The following is a 20,803-nucleotide window of genomic DNA, read 5'->3' on the forward strand; positions in this document are numbered from 1 at the left end:
TAATTAATAGCCCTTTTTCTTATCAATACAATTTAACATTTCTTTACTTTCAAGGAAGCGGGAGAGATTGTCAGTGAAGAGCTTAATGGCACGGTCAAGATAGTTAGGTGATAAGGCTGCTACATGGGGAGTAATAATTACATTTTCCATATTCCATAGCGGGGAAGTAGCTGGCAAAGGTTCTTCATCGAATACATCTAAACCAGCGCCTTTTATTAGACCCTGCTGTAGAGCAGACGCCAAATCTGCTTGCTGAATGATACCGCCCCGAGCAATATTAATGAGATAGGCTGATGGTTTCATAGCAGAAAATTCTTTTATCGTAAATAAATTTTTGGTTTCGTCTACCAAAGGTAGAGCAATTACTACGAAATCGGAAAGGGAAAGTAATTCATGGAGCTTTTCGGGAGGGTATAGTTCATCTACGAAGAGCTCTTTTGTCATTGTTTGTTTGCTGGCGAGAACCTGCATGCCCATTCCTTTTGCTTTTTTTGCAATTTCTCTGCCAATGCTGCCAAGCCCAACGATACCGATGGTTTTGTCGTGGATTTCATCAACAGGAGTACGTTTCCAAAGGCTTTTTCCTTGTTGCCTGATAAAGACAGTGAGTCCTCTTGTAAATGCTAGCATCATAGATAAAACATGCTCTGATACAGGGATGCCATGAATCCCTTTTGAATTGGTTAAGATGGTAGTGGCAAGCTTCATTTCAGGGAAAACCAAGCTTTCAACCCCGGCGCTTAAGCTATGCACCCACTTTAGTTTAGGCGCAGCAAGGTAGAGGGAACGAATATCCATGGATCCCCAGGTTAATAAAATATCAGTGTCATGAATGTGATCGGCCGCTTGAGCCAAATCGCAAGTTATGACATTGCTATTAGGTTCGACGTTTTTAATCGCCTCTATATGGTGATTAGTTAAATTGTTAATGACGAGAATATTTAATTTGGGCATAATAGATGCACCCCTTTTTACTATTTTATGAGCAAGGAACAGACAGTAAGGCAAAAATCAGGAACAATCCATTAAGAATGAAAAAATTTGTAGACTGATAGTTGAAAAAGAATGTTTTTAGTTTCTTGCCAGATAATTCTACATATACACGAAAAAGTCCTACATTTTCATTGACGAATATTTTAATAAATGTTAATATATCTATATATTAACGCTTTAAACAACTAAAGGATTTAAGGAGGTTCTTCATGACATCGAGCGACATGGATTATCTTACAATAGCTTTGCCTAAAGGCAAATTATTTGCCCCTTCGGCAGATATGTTAGCAAAAGTAGGATGTACTGCAGAAGATTTGAGTGAAAACTCTCGTAAGTTGGTTATAACCAACGAAAAAGAGAAGTTACGATTTATTATAACCAAAACAGCAGATTTACCTACATATGTTGAATATGGGGCTGCTGATATCGGCATTATTGGTAAAGATGTATTGTTGGAAGAAAATAAAGATGTTTACGAATTGCTAGACTTAAAGTTTGGTTTATGCCGAATGATGGTGGCTGTACCGGAAGCCTTGCAACAAGAAAAATTAAGCGATTATGCACATATGCGGGTAGCAACGAAATTTCCAGCAATTGCTGAACGCTTTTTTCATAGCATGGGTATTCAAATGGAATTTATCAAATTAAATGGTTCTATTGAATTAGCACCAATGGTTGGCTTAGCAGAAATTATTGTAGATATTGTAGAAACAGGTCGTACTTTAAAGGCAAACAAATTAATCGAGGTTGCTACGATTCAACCGGTCACAGCACGCTTTATTGCTAATCGAGTTAGCTTTAAAATGAAATTTGATCGGATTCATCGAATTACAGAAGGGTTAAAGGCCTTGTTGGAAAGCGAGGTAGGCCAATGAGAGTTGTAGATACAAAAGATATTAGTAAAGAAGCCTTAACAGAACTTTTGAGAAAACCTTCTTTTGATCAAGTGGTATTAGGAGAGGGAGCTAAAGCCAGTATTAAAAAGGTTTTTGGTAGTGAACTTACAGCTTCTCAAGTCGTAGATAAAATTGTTCAAGATGTGCGTATTCAAGGAGATGAAGCAGTTCTTAAGTATACAAAAGAAATTGATGGCGTAAGCTTAACTACTGAGTGCTTGGAGGTAACAGTAGCGGAATTTGAGGAAGCCTTGGAAAAGGTGGATCAGCAGGTATTAGCTGCAATACGTAAAGCCATTGCTAACGTAAAATCTTTTCACCAAGAACAACTTCCCAAGACCTGGCTTACCTATAGAGAGCATGGAGCCATGTTAGGGCAAAACGTTACACCTTTAGAAAGAGTCGGAATCTACGTGCCTGGCGGGACTGCTATGTATCCTTCTTCCGTTATTATGAATGCAGTACCAGCTGTAGTTGCTGGAGTCAAGGAAATCATCATGGTAGTACCACCGGGGAAAGATGGCAGCATCAATCCTAATGTACTTACTGCAGCCCGTGAAGCAGGTGTCACAAGAGTATTTAAAGTTGGCGGAGCACAAGCTATTGCCGCTTTAGCTTTTGGTACAAAGCTAATTCCCCAAGTAGACAAAATTACTGGGCCAGGTAATATATTTGTTACCTTGGCTAAAAAAGCAGTGTACGGACATTGTGACATTGATATGTTAGCTGGGCCTAGCGAAATTCTAATTGTTGCAGATGAAACCGCCAATCCCGCTTATATTGCTGCAGATATGTTGAGTCAGGCTGAACATGATGTATTGGCTTCTAGTATTTTAATTACCGATAGCAGTGACCTTGTTGGTAAAGTAGAGCTAGAAGTAAAACGTCAATTGGCAGAACTACCTCGTAGGGAAATTGCAGAAGAAGCATTAACAAGAAATGGTTTAATCATTGTGGCAAAGGATAGTATGCAAGCTATGGAATTGGCGAACCTATCGGCTCCAGAGCACTTAGAGATACTAACTGCTGAGCCTTTTTCCATGCTTCCTTATGTACGTAATGCAGGTGCAGTATTTTTAGGACCTTATTCGCCAGAACCTTTGGGGGATTATTTTGCAGGACCCAATCATGTATTACCGACAGGGGGAACCGCACGGTTTTATTCTGTCTTAAATGTAGAGACCTTTATGAAAAAGACCAGTATTATTGCCTATACGAAAGAGGCACTTAATCAAGTTTCGGAGCAAGTGATTACTTTGGCAAAAGCAGAAGGCTTACAGGCTCATGCAAATGCCATTCGAGTGAGGGGGAAATAAGGATGTTTGATTATAGACCAGGATTAGATAAAATAAAACCTTATTCTGTAGAAGAAAAAGAGTGGGATAGTAAGCTAGATGCTAATGAGAGTCCTAGCAATTTGCCGCCCTTAGTACATGAAAGGGTAATGAACCAGCTGGAATATATGGCATTTAACCGTTATCCTGATATAGGAACCCGAGATTTTAGATCTCAAATTGCAGAAAATTTTAATACTACGGTGCAAAATACCCTAATTGGCAATGGGTCAAGTGAAATCCTGCTGGCTTTATGTCAGACTTTCGGTGGGCCAGGTAGAAGTATTGTTTTTCCAGTACCTTCTTTTTCCATGTATGGTATTTACGCTCAGTTGACGGAGAGTAAGGCTGTACCGGTAGAGTTAAATGAAGAGTATGCTTTATCACGGGATCAGGTGATCCAAGCAGCTCAACTGGCAGATGCCAAGTTAGTTATTTTATGTAACCCAAATAATCCTACCGGTTCTATCATCCCTAAAGGGGACATTGAGTACATTGTTAGCAAGTTGAAGTGCCCAGTGGTTGTTGACGAAGCCTATTATGAATTCTATGGAGAGTCAGCTGTAGACCTAATGAGACAATATGACAATTTAATTATCGCTCGGACCTTATCAAAAGCCTACGGCCTAGCAGCTGCTCGTGTAGGGTATATGCTTGCAAATGCGGAAATCGTATCTATGGTGGAACGAGTTATGATGCCTTATCATATGAATGCATTATCTCTTGTTACAGCAGAAGTAGTATACCAAATGCGTGATGAATTTCTGCCAATCATCGGGCAGATTATTGCAGAGCGTGAGCGTTTGATTACTTTGCTAACAGCATTACCAGATATTACAGTCTATCCATCAGAAACTAACTTTATCTTACTAAAAACAAAAAAAGCGAAAGAATTGAGCGCCTATTTATCTGATAAAAACATTGGTATCCGAGATTTTAGCTCGGCTCCTTATCTAACGAATTGTATTCGAATTACAGTGGGGACGCCATTGGAAAACGATAACTTATCTAAAGCAATCGAAGTTTTTTTGAAAGAAGGTTCTTTATGATGCGTAGAGGAGCAGTATCACGGGAGACAGCCGAAACGAAGATAGCAGCTGACTTAACCATTGATGGCACAGGGAAAAGCGAAATTGCTACAGGGATTGGTTTTTTTGACCATATGTTAATACTCCTAACGAAACATGGTTTTTTTGATTTACAGCTCACTACAAACGGCGATTTGCATGTAGATGGACATCATACTGTCGAAGATACAGGAATTGCTTTAGGGCAAGCCTTAACTAAGGCTTTGGGAGATAAAAGCGGTATAAAACGCTACGGTACTGCTTTTGTCCCAATGGATGAGGTTTTGGCTATGGTGTCCTTAGATATTAGTGGTCGTCCTTATCTGGTTTTTGATGCTGCAATTCCAGCACAAAAAATAGGTGATTTTGATAGCGAATTAGTAGAAGAATTTTTACGGGCTTTGTCGGTGCATGCTGGTTTAACTTTACATGTACGTGTATTATCAGGAAAAAATTCTCACCATATTGTGGAAGCTGTCTTTAAGGCATTGGGCCGAGCCTTGGATGAAGCAACATCTAAAGATGAACGAATTGTTGGAGTCATGTCTACTAAGGGGATGTTATAGGAGGGGTGACCATGATTGCCATTATTGATTATGGTATGGGTAATTTATTTAGTGTCGAGAAGGCGTTTGTTAAATTAGGAGCAGAGGTTGTTGTTACAAGTAATCCAGAGGCTGTTGTTACAGCGGATAAAGTGGTATTACCAGGTGTCGGTGCTTTTGGAGATTGTATGGAAAACCTTAGGGCTTATCAAATGATCGATGCAATTGCTGAAGTAGTTGCTAAGGGAACACCTTTTCTCTCTATTTGCCTAGGATTACAAGTTTTATTTGAAGGCAGCGAAGAAGATCCAGAGGTTAAAGGACTTGGGATTTTTCCTGGCATGGTGCGTAAGATAGAGGCTCCAAATCTTAAGATTCCTCATATGAGTTGGAATAGCCTGACCTTTTCTGGTAATAGTCCTTTATTTGCTAATTTGCCTCAAGAATCTTTCGTATATTTTGTACATAGTTATCATGCAGTACCGGAGGACCCTAGTCTGATTACTGCAGTTACAGATTACGGTGGTCCAGTCACTGCTGCGGTTGGGCGGGGGAATGTGCAGGCAGTGCAATTTCATCCAGAAAAATCTAGCAGTGTAGGTTTGGCAATGCTGGCTAATTTTAAGGAGATGAAGTTATGATTATTTTTCCTGCTATTGATATTAGAGGCGGAAAGTGTGTACGTTTGACAGAGGGACGTTTTGACCAAGAAACAATATTTGCGGACCATCCGATGGAGATGGCGCTTCGTTGGGAAAAAGAGGGCGCAGAATATCTGCATTTGGTAGACTTAGATGGTGCACTTGCTGGTAAACCAGTTAATTTGAAGGTAATTGGTGAGATTGCAAAAACTGTAAAAATTCCCGTCCAATTAGGTGGTGGTATTCGGACGTTAGATACCATTGAGCAAGTGCTAAAAGCGGGGGTGCAACGGGTAATTTTAGGATCGATTGCCGTACGTCAGCCTGAATTGGTAAAAGAAGCTTGTAGGCAGTATGGGGATCGAATTGTTGTAGGGATTGATGCTCGTGATGGCATTGCTGCTGTCGAAGGATGGGGCGTCGCAGGTGGTATTCGTGCAGAAGAACTGGGGCAAAAGATGGCTGAGGTAGGTGTGGCTCGTATTATCTACACAGATATTTCCCGGGATGGAACTTTATCCGGGGTGAACGTTGCCGCTACAGCAGCTTTGGCGAAGGCTTCGAATATTCCCGTGATTGCTTCTGGCGGCGTTCGTGATTTAGCAGATATTAAAGCCATTAAAGAAGCAGTAAGTGAAGGTATTGAAGGTGTGATTGTTGGTAAGGCCATTTATACAGGCAGTTTATGCCTCGCCGATGCATTACAGTTGCTACAGGGAGAGTGAGACGATGTATACGAAACGGATTATTCCTTGTTTAGATGTGAAAGATGGGAGAGTCGTAAAAGGAACAAATTTTGTTGGACTTAGGGATGCTGGTGATCCAGTAGAATTAGCATCTATTTATGATAAAGAGCTTGCTGATGAGTTAATTTTTCTAGACATTACCGCTTCTTGTGAAGAAAGAAATACCATGGTGCAAATGGTAGAGCAAACCGCATCACAGGTGTTTATCCCTTTTACCGTAGGGGGAGGAATTCGTACGGTAGATGATATTCGTAAGATGTTAAAAGCTGGGGCTGATAAAGTCTCTCTCAACACAGCGGCTATCAAAAATCCAGAATTACTTTCTGAAGGCGCAAAACGTTTTGGCTCTCAGTGTATTGTTTTAGCCGTTGATGCCAGACAAGCTGGAGAAGATAAATGGGAAGTATATATTAATGGCGGACGTACGCCAACTGGTCTTGATGTAATTGAGTGGGTGAAAAAAGCGACGGAGCTTGGCGCTGGAGAAATTTTGCTGACTAGCATGGATAAAGATGGTACCAAAGATGGTTATGATATTAAACTCACGAGAGCAGTTTCTGAAGCAGTAGGTGTTCCAGTGATTGCCTCTGGTGGTGCAGGCGAAATGGTACATTTTTATGATGTACTCACAGCAGGCAAGGCAGATGCTGTGTTAGCCGCCTCGGTATTTCATTTTGGACAATTTACCGTTGGTCAAGTCAAGCAGTATTTAAAATCGAGAGGGGTAGATGTAAGACTATGATCAACTTAGAAGGGATAAAATTTGATGAAAATGGCTTAATCCCAGCTATTATTCAGGAAGAAGAAACAGGCAAGGTTCTCATGCTGGCCTATATGAATGAAGAATCAGTAAGAAAAACAATAGAAACTAAGGTCACTTGGTTTTATAGCCGCAGTCGTCAAAGCTTATGGCAAAAGGGGGAAACATCGGGTCATGTGCAGCATGTGAAGCAGATTCGTTATGACTGTGATGGTGACACCCTTTTACTTCAAGTAGAACAAATTGGTGTAGCCTGTCATGAAGGAACATTATCTTGCTTTAGTCGTATCCTCGGGGATACTAAATTGCAAGAAGAAAAGCTCGTAGATACTAGTGAAATCTATGGACAATCCGTAGCTACAGTACTAAATGAGTTATTCCATGTAATTAATGATCGTAAACGTAACCCAATAGCAGGATCTTATACTACTTATCTCTTTGAAAAGGGCCAGGATAAAATTCTGAAAAAAGTAGGAGAAGAAGCTGCAGAAACTATTATTGGTTCTAAAAATAATAGTAAAGAAGAACTACTTTATGAAATGGCAGATCTTTGGTATCACTGCTTAGTATTATTAGTACAGCATGATGTGAGTCTTACTGAGCTATTAGAAGAATTACAAAAAAGAAGAAAATAACAAGTCAGATGCTGTTAAAATCCCCAAAAAGCAAAACCACCAATTATCCATCAGATTGGCGGTCTTGTTTTTTGGGGATTTTAAACGCGAAGGTCACGAAGGTGTAGGAAGAACACCAAGGGTATTGTAAATATTTGAGGCTTTTGACATTCTTTGCATCTTCGTGTCTTTGCGGTTCAAAATGTTTTTTCTTATATTTCTTTATATGTTAAGAGCATATTGGTCTTTTACCTATAGCCGAATTAGAAGGAAGAAGGATTTTTTTTTAGAGTGGTGAAAGAATAAAGATGATATAGTTTTTCTGGATACTAATTATAGAACTTAGAGGTGTTAAAATGTTAAAATCAATTGGTCGTGAATTTATGCTGAAAACTCGGTATGAGAATATGGAACCAGCAGATCAGAATAATAAAATAGCACAACCACCGTTAGAAGCAAGTTATGATATCACAAAGACTGTGATTGATTTACCGATGCCCGAGGAGATTCCACCCTTTATGATCGATTTTATGGCAGTGGTAGAGCTTCGAACCAGTGTACGTGATTATCAAAATATGCCGCTAAGTTTATTAGAACTCTCTTACTTACTGTGGTGTACGCAAGGAGTAAAACAAGTATTAGGCAATAAAGCAACTTTAAGGACGGTGCCTTCGGCAGGCGCGCGGCATGCTCTAGAGACTTATTTACTAATTCATAATGTAGAAGGGGTAAAACCAGGGTTATACCGTTTTTTAGCCCTTGAACACAAACTAATAGAAGTAAACATGGCAAAGGATATTTCCAAAGAAATAATCAAAGGCTGTTTAGCTCAGGGTTTTATTGCCAAAAGTGGGGTGACATTTCTTTGGTCTGCAGAGGTTGAACGCATGAAATGGCGGTATGGGGAAAGAGGGTACCGATACTTACATTTAGATGCTGGGCATGTTTGTCAAAATTTATATTTGGCTGCGCAAGTGGTTGGATGTGGTGTATGTGCCATTGCGGCGTTTGATGATGAATATATTAATTCTGTAATTGGCTTAGATGGTGAAGAAGAATTTATTATCTACGTAGCAACTGTTGGTAAGCGGTAAGAGCTAGTTAGAATGCCTGAATAGAGAATACTTCTCGTCAGGCATTTTATTTTTATTGTCTTTTATGTCTTTGGTTTCTATAATGAATATATATGTAAAGTAATAACAAGGTGGTGTGTGTTTGTTACTAACCAGAACTTTAAAACTGCAGACCAAAATAATGATTTTGGTATTTGCTGTAGTTGTTGTGGCATTATTGGTTACAAATTGGCTGACCTCTCGCAGTGTTGAGATAGAAATACAAAAGGGTACTGGACGACAGGCAATTAGTGTAGCACAGCTTGTTGCTCGTTCGCCTATTATCGTAGAGGGATTAACAGGAGAAAAGCAAATAAGTGAACTGCAAAGATATGCTAGGGAGAGTGCTGATGCAACCGATGTTGAATTTGTTGTTGTTTTGGATATGCAAGGCATTCGCAAGGCGCATCCAGATCCGACAAAAGTAGGTCAAAAATTTGTCGGCGGCGATGAAGCAGAGGCGCTAGCTGGTAAAGAATATATTTCCGTGGCAAAGGGAACCTTAGGAGACTCTTTGCGGGCTTTTGTCCCTGTCTTTACTGCTAACGGACAACAGGTTGGTGTAGTCGTTGTTGGAATATTGCTTGAGGAGATTAAAATATTAGAGAAAGACACCCATAAGGCACTCCTTTTGGCTATTCTAATTGGTATGTTAATTGGGATTATCGGGGCATATTTATTATCACAGAATGTGAAAAAAACATTATTTGGACTTGAGCCGGGAGCGATTGCCAAACGACTTGAAGAAAGAAATGCTATGCTTGAATCTGTGCATGAGGGTATTATCGCAGTTGACAGACAAGGAATGATTTCTTTAGTGAATGATGAAGCTCTTAAAATGTTGGGTGTAGATGATAGTCCAGTAGGAAAAAAATTCGAAGATTTTGTGCCAAATACAAATTTGATGGCAGTGATGGAAGCTAGAGTAGCAGAATTGGATCAAGATCAGGATTTTCAGGGAACATCTGTGATTGGAAATTGCTTACCAATGATAGTAAATGGAGAAGTTGTTGGTGCTATATCAACTTTTCGTGATAAGACGGAGGTAAAAGGGTTAGCAGAGGAATTAACAGGTGTTCGCAGCTACGTGGATGCTCTTAGAGCACAAGCTCATGAGTTTATGAATCAATTACATGTTATACTAGGATTAGTAAAGTTGAAAAGTTATCAACAATTAGCGGTTTATATTAATCAAATCACTTCTGAACATGAAGAAGAAATAAATCTTGTGGCAAAACGAATTGAAGAGCCCATACTTGCAGGTTTCGTCTTAAGTAAATTAAGTCTGGCTAGAGAAAAAAAAGTTGTTATGCATTTGGCAGAGGAAAGCTATGTACCTGCACCTTGTGATCATGAAATTGTCCATGAAATGGTAACTATAATTGGGAATCTAGTAGAAAATGCTTTTGATGCTGTACGCAGTACCGATTATAAAGAGGTAGAACTGCATATGTATTATGATGAAGGAAGTTTATATATTATTGTAAGTGATACAGGAGAAGGGATTATGCCGGAATTAAGTAATACAATCTTTGCAAAGGGTGTATCCAGTAAGGATGGTAACCGCGGCTTTGGACTACATTTGGTTGAACGTAGTATAAAGTACTTAGCGGGAGAAATTGATTTTGAATCGCGACCAGGAGAGGGGACCGTATTTACGGTAAAAATTCCTTATAAAATAAAGGGGAATCAAAATGATTAAGGTATTAGTAGTAGAAGATGATCCTATGGTAGCAGAGTTAAATCGACGTTATATTGAAAGGATCGAAGATTTTACATTTTGCGGTATCGTTAAAAATGGTGAGGAAGCCTTAGCTGTTCTAAATGAAAAGAATATTGATTTAGTATTGTTGGATATTTTTATGCCCAATATGAATGGGCTTGAGTTATTAGCTAAGATCCGTCAGCAGAACGTTAGTGTCGATGTCATCGTAGTATCTGCTGCACGAGAAAATCAAAGTATTCAAACGGCTCTTAGGAATGGAGCCGTAGATTATTTGATTAAACCCTTTGAGTTTGAAAGGTTTCAAGCTGCTTTAATCGCCTTCAAAAAAAGATTGCAAGCGATTAGAGGGGAAACTGGTTTATCGCAAAAGGATCTGGATCAGCAAATTTTTGCCAAAATACCTCACAAAGACATTGAACTGCCTAAGGGGTTAGACCGTAATACTATTAAGCGAGTATGGGGGCACATTTTAGAGAGGCAAGAAGAGTTCACGGCAGAAGAGATGGCTCAGTATGTAGGACTTTCTCCCGTTTCGATCCGTAAATATCTTAAGTATTTTCAAAGCATGGATTTACTACATGTAGAAATAAGTTATGGATCCGTAGGCAGACCTGTATATCGATATCGCTGCAACCGAGAAAAACAATAATAGGAATAATTTCAATTTAAGATAATAAAGTGATAGTGATACTTTGATAAAAGGAGATGTTTATGGCAACAGGAAAGGGAAAGACAAACGGAAAGGGTAACGGAAAAATCTGGTTATTTATCATTTCTGTTATACTTATGGCTATTCTCTATGGAAAGGTTAACCAAGACTCCAATCAGCAGACTCCTCCTAAGCATACCATAGAAAAGACTGGCTCAGGAGCTGTAGTAGACTTCACAGAAGCAACAAAAAAAATTCATACTGCTGTTGATGCTGCCTTGCAAAAAGGCGAATTTTCTGTAAGGGATATCAAGGAAACAACAAAAGAAATACCACGTCAAAAAGTGGAAGGTACGATTCGTTGGCATACAAGGCAAGTGTTAGTGAATGTGCCAGCTGATGTATCTGCCGAAACAATGAAGCAACGAATAGGTGCTGCAATTCAAAGTGCTGGTGGTCAAGTACTATCTACTCAGCCTGATACGTATCAAGGATTAGCAGTGGTGCGTCTTGATATTGGTTTAAGGGATAAACTAGAGCAAGAAGATCTTACTATCATTAGTGATAGGGTATATCTTACTAGAGAAAAAGGTGCTGCCCCTGAGGCGATTAGTGTGCCCGAAACAAAAGGAGAGGGCAAAGTTCGTGGAAAAATGGCACTTGTCATTGATGATTTTGGCTATAATCAAGAAACCATTAGTGCCTACGCAGCCATTAACCGCCCCCTTACCTTTGCTGTAATACCTTATCGCCCTTTTAGTAATGAGGCTGCGTCCAGGGGATTAAGTTCAGGGCATCAAGTCATTTTACATTTACCCATGGAACCTTTAGACCAAGGTGCTCAGTCAGAAGCACTGACGGTTACCGTCGCTATGAGTGATAAAGAGATACAGTCAATGGTGCAGAAAGCGATTGATACAGTGCCTGGGCTAATTGGGGTTAATAATCACCAGGGGTCAAGGGCCACTGCAGATAAACGAGTTATGAAAAATGTACTAAGTATTTTAAAAGCTAATAATTTATTTTTTGTTGATAGTCGTACTAATGGCCAATCTGTCGCTGCTGAAACTGCAAGGCAAATGGGTATACAAACTGGGGAAAATGAATTGTTTATCGATAATACAAACGAAGTCAGTGCTGTAAAAGCAAAATTACGTACGGCGCAAGAGATGGCAATAAAACACGGTACCGTAACTGTTATTGGCCATGCCCGTATGACAACAGCTACGGCAGTAAGTGAAATGATACCTGAACTAGAGGCAGCAGGTATACAACTGGTTTTTGTTTCCCAACTTTTGAGGTGAAGAAATTAGATACTTCAGAAAATTGCAATATACAAATAGTACGATCTTATAATATAATAAAGAGAGCATGAAATAAAAAGACTTGAACTTTTCTTAGGCTAGCAAGCTTAGGGCATAGGACAAGTCTTTTTTTTAGATATAGTATGTGGTTACATTGGTCAATCGGTCTATGCGCAAGGTTAGGGTAAAAAAGGAGATGAAAATATGCCTAATGAGTTAGATTCGTCACGTATTCTAGCGATTGTTGAGGAAAAGGGAAAATCAAAGGAACATTTATTATCAATCCTTCTGGCAATTCAAAATGCATCAGGTAAAAATTATGTACAGGAAGAGTGGGCTAAAATTGTTGCTACTGAACTAAATTTATCCTTTAGCATGGTGTATGATGTTTTAACTTTTTATTCTATGTTTTCTACAAAACCGCGAGGCAGGCATGTGATTGAGATTTGTAAGAGTACTCCTTGTTATATTAGTAAGTCGGATGTAATAGCAAAAATTTTTGAGAAACACTTAGGTATCAAAGTTGGAGAAACAACGAAGGATCAACAATTTACTTTGCTGTATACCGCCTGTGTTGGAGCCTGTGATGTAGGGCCAGTCGCTAAGATTGGTGAGGAAATATATGGGGATTTAACCGAAGATAAGATTAACAGCATAATTATAAAGTATCAGGGGGAATAGGTAATGGAAAAAATAGTTAAGCTAATTTCTCAAAGATGTAATAAAATAACCCCTGCATCTGTGGAGGAATATTGTAAAACTGACGGATTTAAAGGCCTTAAAAAAGCTTTTACAATGAAACCTGCTGATATTGTTGCTGAAATTAAAAAAGCGAGGCTGCTAGGGCGCGGTGGTGCAGCGTATCCTGCAGGGGCCAAGTGGGAGCATTTACTGGAAATACCTGAGTTTCCTAAGTATATTGTTTGTAACGCAGATGAGGGGGAACCCGGCACATTTAAAGATAAATTATTATTAAGTCAAGATCCTTTGGGAATCATTGAAGGGATGACCATTGCTGGTTATGTTTTTAATTCTAATGATGCCTATATTTATATTCGTGGTGAATACGCAGCCATTCAACGGAGTTTTCAAGAAGCCATTAATCATGCCACCTCGAGAGGATATTTAGGGAATAATATTTTAGATACGGGTTTTAGTTTTCATATTCATATTGTGACAGGAGCTGGTGCCTACGTCTGTGGGGAGAATTCAGCCCTTTTAAATTCTATCGAAGGAAAGGCTGGGCGGCCTAGAATCAAACCGCCTCATTTAGCAGAAGTAGGACTATTTTCGATGCCAACCTTAGTGAATAATGTAGAAAGTTTTGCTAACATTCCAGTGATTGTTCAATTGGGTGGTGAAAAATACCTCAGTTATGGGACAAAAGATAGTGGTGGGACAAAATTAGTGTGTTTGTCAGGTCACGTAGCGAAACGAGGAGTATATGAGGTGCCTTTTGGTGTAACACTCCGCGATATCATTTACGATAAAGAAATTGGCGGTGGTATAGCACAGGATCAAAAACTCAAATTCTTTCATTTAGGTGGACAATCAGGTCCTTGTGGGATACCTGATCAGTTAGATACAATATATTGCTATAAAGCGTTGCGATCTGTCGGGCTGAGTGTCGGTTCTGGTGCAGTTGTTGTGATGGATGAATCGGTGTGTGTTGTTGATTATCTGAAAAAAGTTACTGAATTCTTTATTCATGAATCCTGCGGAAAATGTACGCCTTGTCGTGAAGGAAATTGGCAATTATATAAAATTCTATGCAAGTTTCAAGAAGGTTTGGCGGTGGAAGAAGACTTTACTGTAATAAAACGTTTAGCGGATGTAATGACCAATGCTTCATTTTGTGGGTTAGGGCAATCTGCTGCAGTAGCTCTTACGAGTTGCTTAAAATACTTTAAGGATGAGTTTGAAGCCCATATTAATAAACAATGTCCTGCTGGCCATTGTTTTATCGATGAGAGGGGTGAATAATATGCAACATATAAAAAATGTAAATAATGAAGTGACATTGATGGTTGATGGGGTTTCCGTAACGGTACCAGAAGGGACTCTAATTATTGACGCCGCTAAGAAGGTTGGAGTTCAGATTCCCGTTCTTTGCTACCATCCAGATCTTGCAGTACGAGCCACTTGTCGGGTTTGCCTAGTAGAAATAAAAGGGCAAAAGAAACTAAAAACTGCTTGCAGTAATGAGGTGTGGGAAGGCGCTGAAATTATTACAAACAGTAAGGTAGTAAGAGACACTAGAAAAACTGTATTAGAACTTATTTTAGCATCTCACCCACAAGACTGTTTGCAATGTATCCGTAGCGGTAATTGTGAACTGCAACAATTAGCAACAACTTTTGGTATTGGAAAACCAGTATTTGAGTCGGCGATTAATGGCGAAAAGAAACTGCCAATTGATAAAGGAAATCCATCGATTGTGCGTGATGCAAATAAGTGTATCAAATGTGGCAGATGTGTTGCCGTTTGCCAAGAGATACAAGGTGTTGGGGCTATTAATACAGCGAATCGCTCGAGGGAATACGAAATTAGTACTGCTTATGACAAGAAGCTAGAGGGCAGTCCTTGTGTTTTTTGTGGACAATGTATTGCAGTATGCCCTGTTGGTGCACTTTATGAAAAGAATAATACAGATGAGGTTTGGGAAGCTCTCGACGATGAAGAGAAACATGTCATTGTACAGGTTGCACCTGCCGTTAGAGTAGCTTTAGGGGAAGAGTTTGGTATGGAACGAGGCAGTATTAGTACGGGTAAAATGGTAACTGCCCTGCGTCGTTTAGGCTTTGACAAGGTTTTTGATACTAATTTTGCAGCAGATGTTACGATTATGGAGGAAGGGAACGAACTCTTAGGACGAATACAACATCACGGTGTTTTGCCTCTCATTACTTCTTGTAGTCCTGGATGGGTAAATTTTGTTGAAACTTTTTATCCCGAATTACTGTCCCATGTTTCCACCTGTAAATCACCCCAACAAATTTTTGGTGCATTGGCAAAAACCTATTATGCGCAAAAAGCAGGTATTTCACCGGATAAGATTTTTGTGGTTTCTATTATGCCTTGTACCGCTAAAAAATATGAGAGTTCCCGTCGCGAAATGAATGGCAGTGGCTATCGTGATGTGGATATAGTAGTAACAACTCGTGAACTTGCTAGGATGATAAAAGAGGCCGGCATTGAATTTAGGGCCCTAGAGGATGAGAGTTTTGATGATCCTATGGGGATTTCTACAGGTGCAGGAGCCATTTTTGGTACAACAGGGGGCGTTATGGAAGCGGCTTTGCGGACCGTATACGAAATGGTCACTGGGCAAGAATTGAAGCAACTCGATTTTAAAATGGTACGGGGCCTCGCTGGAATTAAGGACGCTGAAATCGATCTTAATGGTCTAAAAGTAAAAGTAGCAGTTGCTAACGGTTTGAAGAATGCAAGATTGCTAATGGAGAAAATAAAAGCGGGTGAGTGTAACTACACCTTTATTGAAATTATGGGGTGTCTTGGCGGCTGTATTGGGGGCGGGGGCCAACCAATAACGAGTCAGGCGGGTGCGAAGGGGAATCGCATGGAAGGTTTGTATCAAATTGATCGTGATTCGGTGATTAGGCAGTCTCATAAAAATCCTGCAGTGATTAAGTTATATGAAGATTTTTTAGGGAAGCCTCTAAGTCCTAAATCTCATTCATTACTGCATACTCATTACTTAGCAAGAAAAAAATAAAAAATTGTTTTCTTCATAAGATCTTCATATTGTTTTGGTATAGTAGGGTTATATTACATGAGGAGGTATTTTTTATGAATATGACCCACTATATGGAACTATTGGCGGTCAATCAGCCGTGGAATTTGATTATTTATATGGTAATTCCCGTGGCATTGGCGGAAGCCTTGGTGGCAACTGAATTTTTTGTTGTGTTTAATCGCTCTAATAATGGCCTAATTCGGTCTTGGAATAAGTGGATCGGAATTGTCTTGGGTTTTTATTTCCTGGGTATCTTTTTACAAATGGGAATCTTCGTTGTTCCACATATTGAATGGCGAGGGATTGCGGATATCATTGCCGTAGGCTCTTATCTCAGTGGAGTAATTCCTCTGTTTGGAATCGCATTATTAGAGTTAGGGGTAATTGGTCGTGGAAAATCAGGGTCAGAAAAGATGAAACTTCATTTTATCTTATTGACAGTATTTCTGATTGTAGCTCATATCGCGATGATATTTGGTATGGTGGATCCTGCAATATTAGGCTGGAGTCCTAGCAATCAGGCAATGCCAATGCATCATCATAATTAATAAAAAAATGGTGCTTGCTATTTTGACGTTTACATGCTATTATTTAGTCAAGCACCATCCTTACAAGTGACTTAAGTAACTGCCAAGAGTGTTGGAATCCAGTTTCCAGTCTTAGCAACTAGTTAGTCGGTTATAGGTAGAGTGTTTTTTGTTTTAGAATTTTCCAGTAGGTAAAAACCTGAATCCTCTTCTCCCTGTGAATGGTAAATTGAAGATTGCTCAAGTGCCCATGGTGAAGTAGTTAGTTAGTTAGTTAGTTAGTTAGTGAATAAGTTTCGTCCTGAAAGGTTGATGTTGAGATTTGTCTCAGGTAAACAGAATGTAAGGATGGTTGCTTTTTGAGAGAAGGTTAAATGCCTTCTCTCTTTATTTTGTCTATGAGAGTTAAAGAATAATAGGGCTATCATGTATACAAGGAATAAGGCAAAAACTCAAGAGAAGGGCTTGACAGTTTAGGCTAAATTCAGTTATTATATATATAATATGATAATGAGAATTGGTATCAGGCAACTGAGAGGAGAATGTAGAATGGCTAAAGTACTTAGCGATTTACTCCCTGGAGAAAAAGGAGTAGTCAAAAAGGTAACTGGCAATAGCATGATAAAACGACGCATCATCGATATGGGTGTTGTGGCGGGTACGATAATTGAAGTACAAAAATTTGCGCCTTTAGGCGATCCTATGGAAGTAAAAGTAAAAGGTTTTAATCTTTCTTTACGGAAAAATGAAGCCGAGATGATTGAACTTGAAATGGCCTAAGAAATAAGGGGGGATTGCTATGCCACTAGTATTTGCTAGAATTGGACAAAAGTGTATAATAAAAGATTTTGCCTGTTCTTGTGCGATACGTATGCGCATGGTAAATATGGGCCTTGTACCTGGATGTTCTGTAGAAGTTATGAATAGCGTCAACGGCACGTTATTGGTGAAGGTTGGTCAGTCTAGAATTATGTTAGAAAACTGTCTAGCACATCAAATTCACGTACATTAAAAAAAATATAATACAACTGAGAATGATAATTGGTTTCATGAAAATGTCTTGATAAAGGGGAATGATGATGGTAGGCAAAAAGGTAACAGTAGCACTGGTTGGTAACCCGAATTCAGGTAAAACCACCATTTTTAATAATTTAACAGGGGGACGTCAACATGTAGGAAATTATCCTGGCGTTACTGTTGAGAAAAAAGAAGGATATCGAAATCTAGGTGATAATGAATTTTCCATTATTGATTTGCCGGGTACTTACAGTTTAACAGCATACTCTCAAGAAGAAGTAGTAACTCGCAATTTTATTGTAAATGATAAACCAGATGTGGTCATTGATATTTTAGATACATCAAATTTGGAACGTAATTTATATTTAACCGTGCAATTATTAGAATTAGGTCATCCCTTAATACTAGCGTTAAATATGGTGGATGTGGCAGAAGCTACAGGGTTAAAAATTAATGATGCAAAGTTATCTCAATGTTTAAATGGTATTCCCGTTGTACGTACGATTGGCGTACGGAAAGAGGGCATGGAATCTATCTTACATACTGCAATGCAGGCAAGTGGCAGTAAGCTGGCTAGTAGTTTTAAATTAGATTATGGTGTTCATGTCGAAGATGCATTACAAAAATTAGAGTCTTTATTGCTGCCATTACATAAGGAAATTAACTTTTCTGAGAGATGGCTAGCATTAAAATTACTTGAGAATGATTCTAATATTATTGAATCCCTTAGAAAACTGCCGAATTCCAATGAAATTATGGCATCTTGTAGGACCATTAGAGAAGAATTGGTAAAAGAATTAGGCGAGGATATTGAAGTTTTTATTGCAGGGCAGCGTTACCAGTTCGTCGGTAAAGTTTTTCAACAAGTCGCTGATACTAGAAGTTTAACGACTATGACTACATCAGATAAAATCGATAAGGTTTTGACTAATCGAATGTTCGGTTTGCCTATATTTTTTGCATTGATGTGGTTAGTGTTTAACTTGGTATTCACAATTGGAGATATTCCTTCTGGCTGGATTGAAACGGGAATGGGCAAGTTCGGTGGATATATCGGAGATATCATGGGAGATGGCCCTCTGAAGTCTTTGATAGTTGATGGTATTATTGGTGGTGTGGGTAGCGTTCTTACCTTTGTACCTGGCATTTTACTATTATTTTTAGCAATTGCTTTATTGGAAGATACGGGTTATATGGCTAGAGCAGCCTTTATTATGGATAGGCTGATGCGTAGATTTGGTTTGCATGGTAAATCCTTTATCCCTCTTATGTTAGGGTTTGGTTGCAGTGTTTCTGCTATTATGGGAACGAGAACTCTCGAAAATCCTCGGGATCGAATTATTACCATATTGATTTCACCGCTCATGAGTTGTAGCGCGAAACTGCCAGTATATACTGTACTAATTGCCGCATTCTTTGATGCAGATATTGCTGGTAATGTATTATTTTCGATTTATATGATAGGAATTATATTATCCATGGTCGTGGCGAGTCTTTTCCGCAAGACTGTATTAAAAGGCGAAAGTGAACCTTTCGTTATGGAATTACCACCTTATCGTATACCTACGCTAAAAAGTGTAGTTATTCATATGTGGGAACGTGGTTCTTTGTATGTAAAAAAAGCTGGAACTATCATTTTAGCAGCATCTATATTAATGTGGTTTTTAACGAATTATCCTTCAGATATCGAATATAGTAAAAATTATGAAGCTTTGACAGTACAGGCTGAGGCGAATTATACGCAGCAAGTGGACGAAGAAATCTTAGCCCCTCTTGCAATTGAAGAAATTGAAGACAATGAGCAATTGGCAGCATTGATTGGTCAAATTCAAGATGTTGAAAAAGGCTTTGAGGAGCAGACAAAGGAATTAGAGGAAGACAGTTCTGAATATGCTGCTTTAGAAGCAGACAAAACAGAAAAACTAGCACAACTTGAGCTTGTAAACCCTGAAATTTACGCTAGCGCAGCAAAGTATGTTGAACTTACGAGTGGATTAGAGGACGAGAAAGAAAAAATAACCAATGAACAAGCTGGTGAAAAACTTGAAAAAAGTTATGCTGGACAATTCGGTAAGTTGGTTGAGCCTGCGATACGGCCTCTTGGTTTTGACTGGCGCGTTGGTGTGAGTCTAGTAGCTGGTGTTTCAGCGAAAGAAGTAGTAATCAGTACTATGGGAACTATTTATAGCTTAGGTGCTACTGATGAAACTTCTGCTACATTGAAACATGCTTTAGCAGAAGATAAGAACTTGAATCCTTTAGTAGCCTATAGTTTGATGATTTTTGTTCTGATTTACTCCCCTTGCTTGGCAGCCCTTGCTGTTATGAAACGGGAAACTGGTTCATGGAAATGGCCTGCAATTAGCATGGTATATTCAACAACTCTTGCATGGATTGTTACTTTTATTGTATACCAAGGTGGTAAATTATTAGGCTTTGGTGGTTAGTTCTATTACAGTATAAGGATTTGGGGTTTGCGCTATAGTAGCGCAAACCTAGCCTTATTAGGATTTAAGATGAAATGGCTCTATTTCAATTCGCTATATGTTTTGAAAAAGGAGGAGAGAAACATGCAGACAATAATATTATATGGAATTGGTATACTCGCAGTTGGTTATATAGCCTTGACGGTTTGGAAAAATATAAAAGGACAAGGTTCATGTTGCAGCGGCTCAGGGAAAAGTAGTGGCTGTGGTGGTTGTGGATCAACAACTAATTGTAAGTAATCGGATTAAATGAAGATAGCTCAGTGGCTACCTTTATTTTTTAATAAATTAATGAGAATGATAATCAATAACAATGAGGAGGGGTATTTATGTCTATCGTAGTAATTGGAGCTGATTATTTAGGTAGTATTGAAAAGAATTTATATTCGTTAGGGGTAACGGAATTGACACATATAGATGGCCGGAGAGTGTCAAATCAAAATAAAATCAGTATTCCTAAAAAGACACAATTTGTATTGGTTCTAACAGATTATGTAAATCATAATACGGCTAAAATGGTGAAGGCAATTGCAAAGGCCCAAGATGTTCCTTTAGTGTTTTCTAAACGGTCCTGGGGTGCTGTGGAAGAAAAAATAGCAGCCGCAGGAGTTATGGAATAAGATATAAAA

22 protein-coding genes are annotated in these 20,803 nt (G+C 39.0%); 21 read left to right on the top strand and 1 reads right to left on the bottom strand.

All coding sequences use genetic code 11. From position 1 onward, the window contains the following. Positions 1-3: 3 nt before the first annotated feature. Positions 4-954 (bottom strand): D-2-hydroxyacid dehydrogenase, encoded by a 951-nt coding sequence (locus UFO1_RS06870; RefSeq protein ID WP_038669536.1) that lies wholly within the window; start codon positions 952-954, stop codon positions 4-6. Positions 955-1,202: 248 nt separating this feature from the next. Between UFO1_RS06870 and hisG the strand changes: the two genes are divergently transcribed. The 21 genes from hisG (at position 1,203) to UFO1_RS06970 (ending at position 20,794) form a co-directional block, all read left to right on the top strand. Next, complete coding sequence (gene hisG, locus UFO1_RS06875; RefSeq protein ID WP_038669540.1) at positions 1,203-1,868, top strand: ATP phosphoribosyltransferase; 666 nt, start codon at positions 1,203-1,205, stop codon at positions 1,866-1,868. Then, complete coding sequence (gene hisD, locus UFO1_RS06880; protein ID WP_038669543.1) at positions 1,865-3,205, top strand: histidinol dehydrogenase; 1,341 nt, start codon at positions 1,865-1,867, stop codon at positions 3,203-3,205. The genes hisG and hisD overlap by 4 nt, the downstream gene beginning before the upstream one ends. Before the next feature lie 2 nt (positions 3,206-3,207). After that, on the top strand, positions 3,208-4,272 hold the full coding sequence (hisC, locus tag UFO1_RS06885; protein WP_038669547.1) for a histidinol-phosphate transaminase: 1,065 nt from the start codon (positions 3,208-3,210) through the stop codon (positions 4,270-4,272). Next, positions 4,269-4,856, top strand: a complete 588-nt coding sequence (gene hisB / locus UFO1_RS06890) for an imidazoleglycerol-phosphate dehydratase HisB (RefSeq protein WP_038669550.1) — start codon at positions 4,269-4,271, stop codon at positions 4,854-4,856. Before hisC ends, hisB begins: the two co-directional genes overlap by 4 nt. Before the next feature lie 11 nt (positions 4,857-4,867). Then, on the top strand, positions 4,868-5,476 hold the full coding sequence (gene hisH, locus UFO1_RS06895; RefSeq protein ID WP_038669553.1) for an imidazole glycerol phosphate synthase subunit HisH: 609 nt from the start codon (positions 4,868-4,870) through the stop codon (positions 5,474-5,476). Continuing rightward, entirely contained in the window at positions 5,473-6,201 is a 729-nt protein-coding gene (hisA, locus tag UFO1_RS06900; protein ID WP_038669556.1) for a 1-(5-phosphoribosyl)-5-[(5-phosphoribosylamino)methylideneamino]imidazole-4-carboxamide isomerase, read from the top strand. The genes hisH and hisA overlap by 4 nt, the downstream gene beginning before the upstream one ends. Before the next feature lie 4 nt (positions 6,202-6,205). After that, a complete protein-coding gene (gene hisF, locus UFO1_RS06905) occupies positions 6,206-6,964 on the top strand; it encodes an imidazole glycerol phosphate synthase subunit HisF (protein ID WP_038669559.1) in 759 nt (252 codons plus the stop codon). After that, the gene (gene hisIE / locus UFO1_RS06910) at positions 6,961-7,617 is read left to right on the top strand and encodes a bifunctional phosphoribosyl-AMP cyclohydrolase/phosphoribosyl-ATP diphosphatase HisIE (RefSeq protein WP_038669562.1); all 657 of its coding nucleotides are present in this window, start codon (positions 6,961-6,963) and stop codon (positions 7,615-7,617) included. Before hisF ends, hisIE begins: the two co-directional genes overlap by 4 nt. Before the next feature lie 335 nt (positions 7,618-7,952). Further along, on the top strand, positions 7,953-8,690 hold the full coding sequence (locus tag UFO1_RS06915) for a SagB/ThcOx family dehydrogenase (protein ID WP_038669564.1): 738 nt from the start codon (positions 7,953-7,955) through the stop codon (positions 8,688-8,690). A 121-nt stretch (positions 8,691-8,811) separates the two neighbouring features. Further along, on the top strand, positions 8,812-10,410 hold the full coding sequence (gene dcuS, locus UFO1_RS06920; protein ID WP_038669567.1) for a DcuS/MalK family sensor histidine kinase: 1,599 nt from the start codon (positions 8,812-8,814) through the stop codon (positions 10,408-10,410). Then, positions 10,403-11,083, top strand: coding sequence for a response regulator (locus UFO1_RS06925; RefSeq protein WP_038669570.1), 681 nt, complete (start codon positions 10,403-10,405; stop codon positions 11,081-11,083). The genes dcuS and UFO1_RS06925 overlap by 8 nt, the downstream gene beginning before the upstream one ends. 62 nt (positions 11,084-11,145) lie before the next feature. Beyond that, positions 11,146-12,387 carry a divergent polysaccharide deacetylase family protein gene (locus UFO1_RS06930; protein ID WP_038669572.1) on the top strand — a complete coding sequence of 414 codons (1,242 nt, stop codon included), beginning with the start codon at positions 11,146-11,148 and terminating at the stop codon, positions 12,385-12,387. Positions 12,388-12,591: 204 nt separating this feature from the next. Further along, positions 12,592-13,068, top strand: a complete 477-nt coding sequence (locus tag UFO1_RS06935; RefSeq protein WP_038669575.1) for an NAD(P)H-dependent oxidoreductase subunit E — start codon at positions 12,592-12,594, stop codon at positions 13,066-13,068. Between the two features lie 3 nt (positions 13,069-13,071). Beyond that, positions 13,072-14,370: an NADH-quinone oxidoreductase subunit F gene (locus UFO1_RS06940; protein ID WP_038669578.1), complete on the top strand. Its 1,299-nt coding sequence runs from the start codon at positions 13,072-13,074 to the stop codon at positions 14,368-14,370. 1 nt (position 14,371) lies between these two features. Continuing rightward, positions 14,372-16,123 carry an NADH-dependent [FeFe] hydrogenase, group A6 gene (locus UFO1_RS06945; RefSeq protein WP_038669581.1) on the top strand — a complete coding sequence of 584 codons (1,752 nt, stop codon included), beginning with the start codon at positions 14,372-14,374 and terminating at the stop codon, positions 16,121-16,123. Between the two features lie 74 nt (positions 16,124-16,197). Beyond that, the gene (locus UFO1_RS06950) at positions 16,198-16,692 is read left to right on the top strand and encodes a DUF6803 family protein (protein WP_038669584.1); all 495 of its coding nucleotides are present in this window, start codon (positions 16,198-16,200) and stop codon (positions 16,690-16,692) included. Positions 16,693-17,220: 528 nt separating this feature from the next. After that, the gene (locus UFO1_RS06955; protein WP_038669587.1) at positions 17,221-17,451 is read left to right on the top strand and encodes a ferrous iron transport protein A; all 231 of its coding nucleotides are present in this window, start codon (positions 17,221-17,223) and stop codon (positions 17,449-17,451) included. Positions 17,452-17,470: 19 nt separating this feature from the next. Further along, positions 17,471-17,683, top strand: a complete 213-nt coding sequence (locus tag UFO1_RS06960) for a FeoA family protein (RefSeq protein WP_038669590.1) — start codon at positions 17,471-17,473, stop codon at positions 17,681-17,683. Positions 17,684-17,750: 67 nt separating this feature from the next. After that, on the top strand, positions 17,751-20,135 hold the full coding sequence (gene feoB / locus UFO1_RS06965) for a ferrous iron transport protein B (protein ID WP_038669593.1): 2,385 nt from the start codon (positions 17,751-17,753) through the stop codon (positions 20,133-20,135). Positions 20,136-20,258: 123 nt separating this feature from the next. After that, positions 20,259-20,414 carry a hypothetical protein gene (locus tag UFO1_RS25415; protein ID WP_173406211.1) on the top strand — a complete coding sequence of 52 codons (156 nt, stop codon included), beginning with the start codon at positions 20,259-20,261 and terminating at the stop codon, positions 20,412-20,414. Positions 20,415-20,503: 89 nt separating this feature from the next. Beyond that, positions 20,504-20,794 (top strand): DUF2325 domain-containing protein, encoded by a 291-nt coding sequence (locus UFO1_RS06970; protein WP_038669596.1) that lies wholly within the window; start codon positions 20,504-20,506, stop codon positions 20,792-20,794. Positions 20,795-20,803: the final 9 nt, after the last annotated feature.

It is taken from the genome of Pelosinus sp. UFO1, from assembly GCF_000725345.1.
Lineage (GTDB): Bacteria > Bacillota > Negativicutes > DSM-13327 > DSM-13327 > Pelosinus.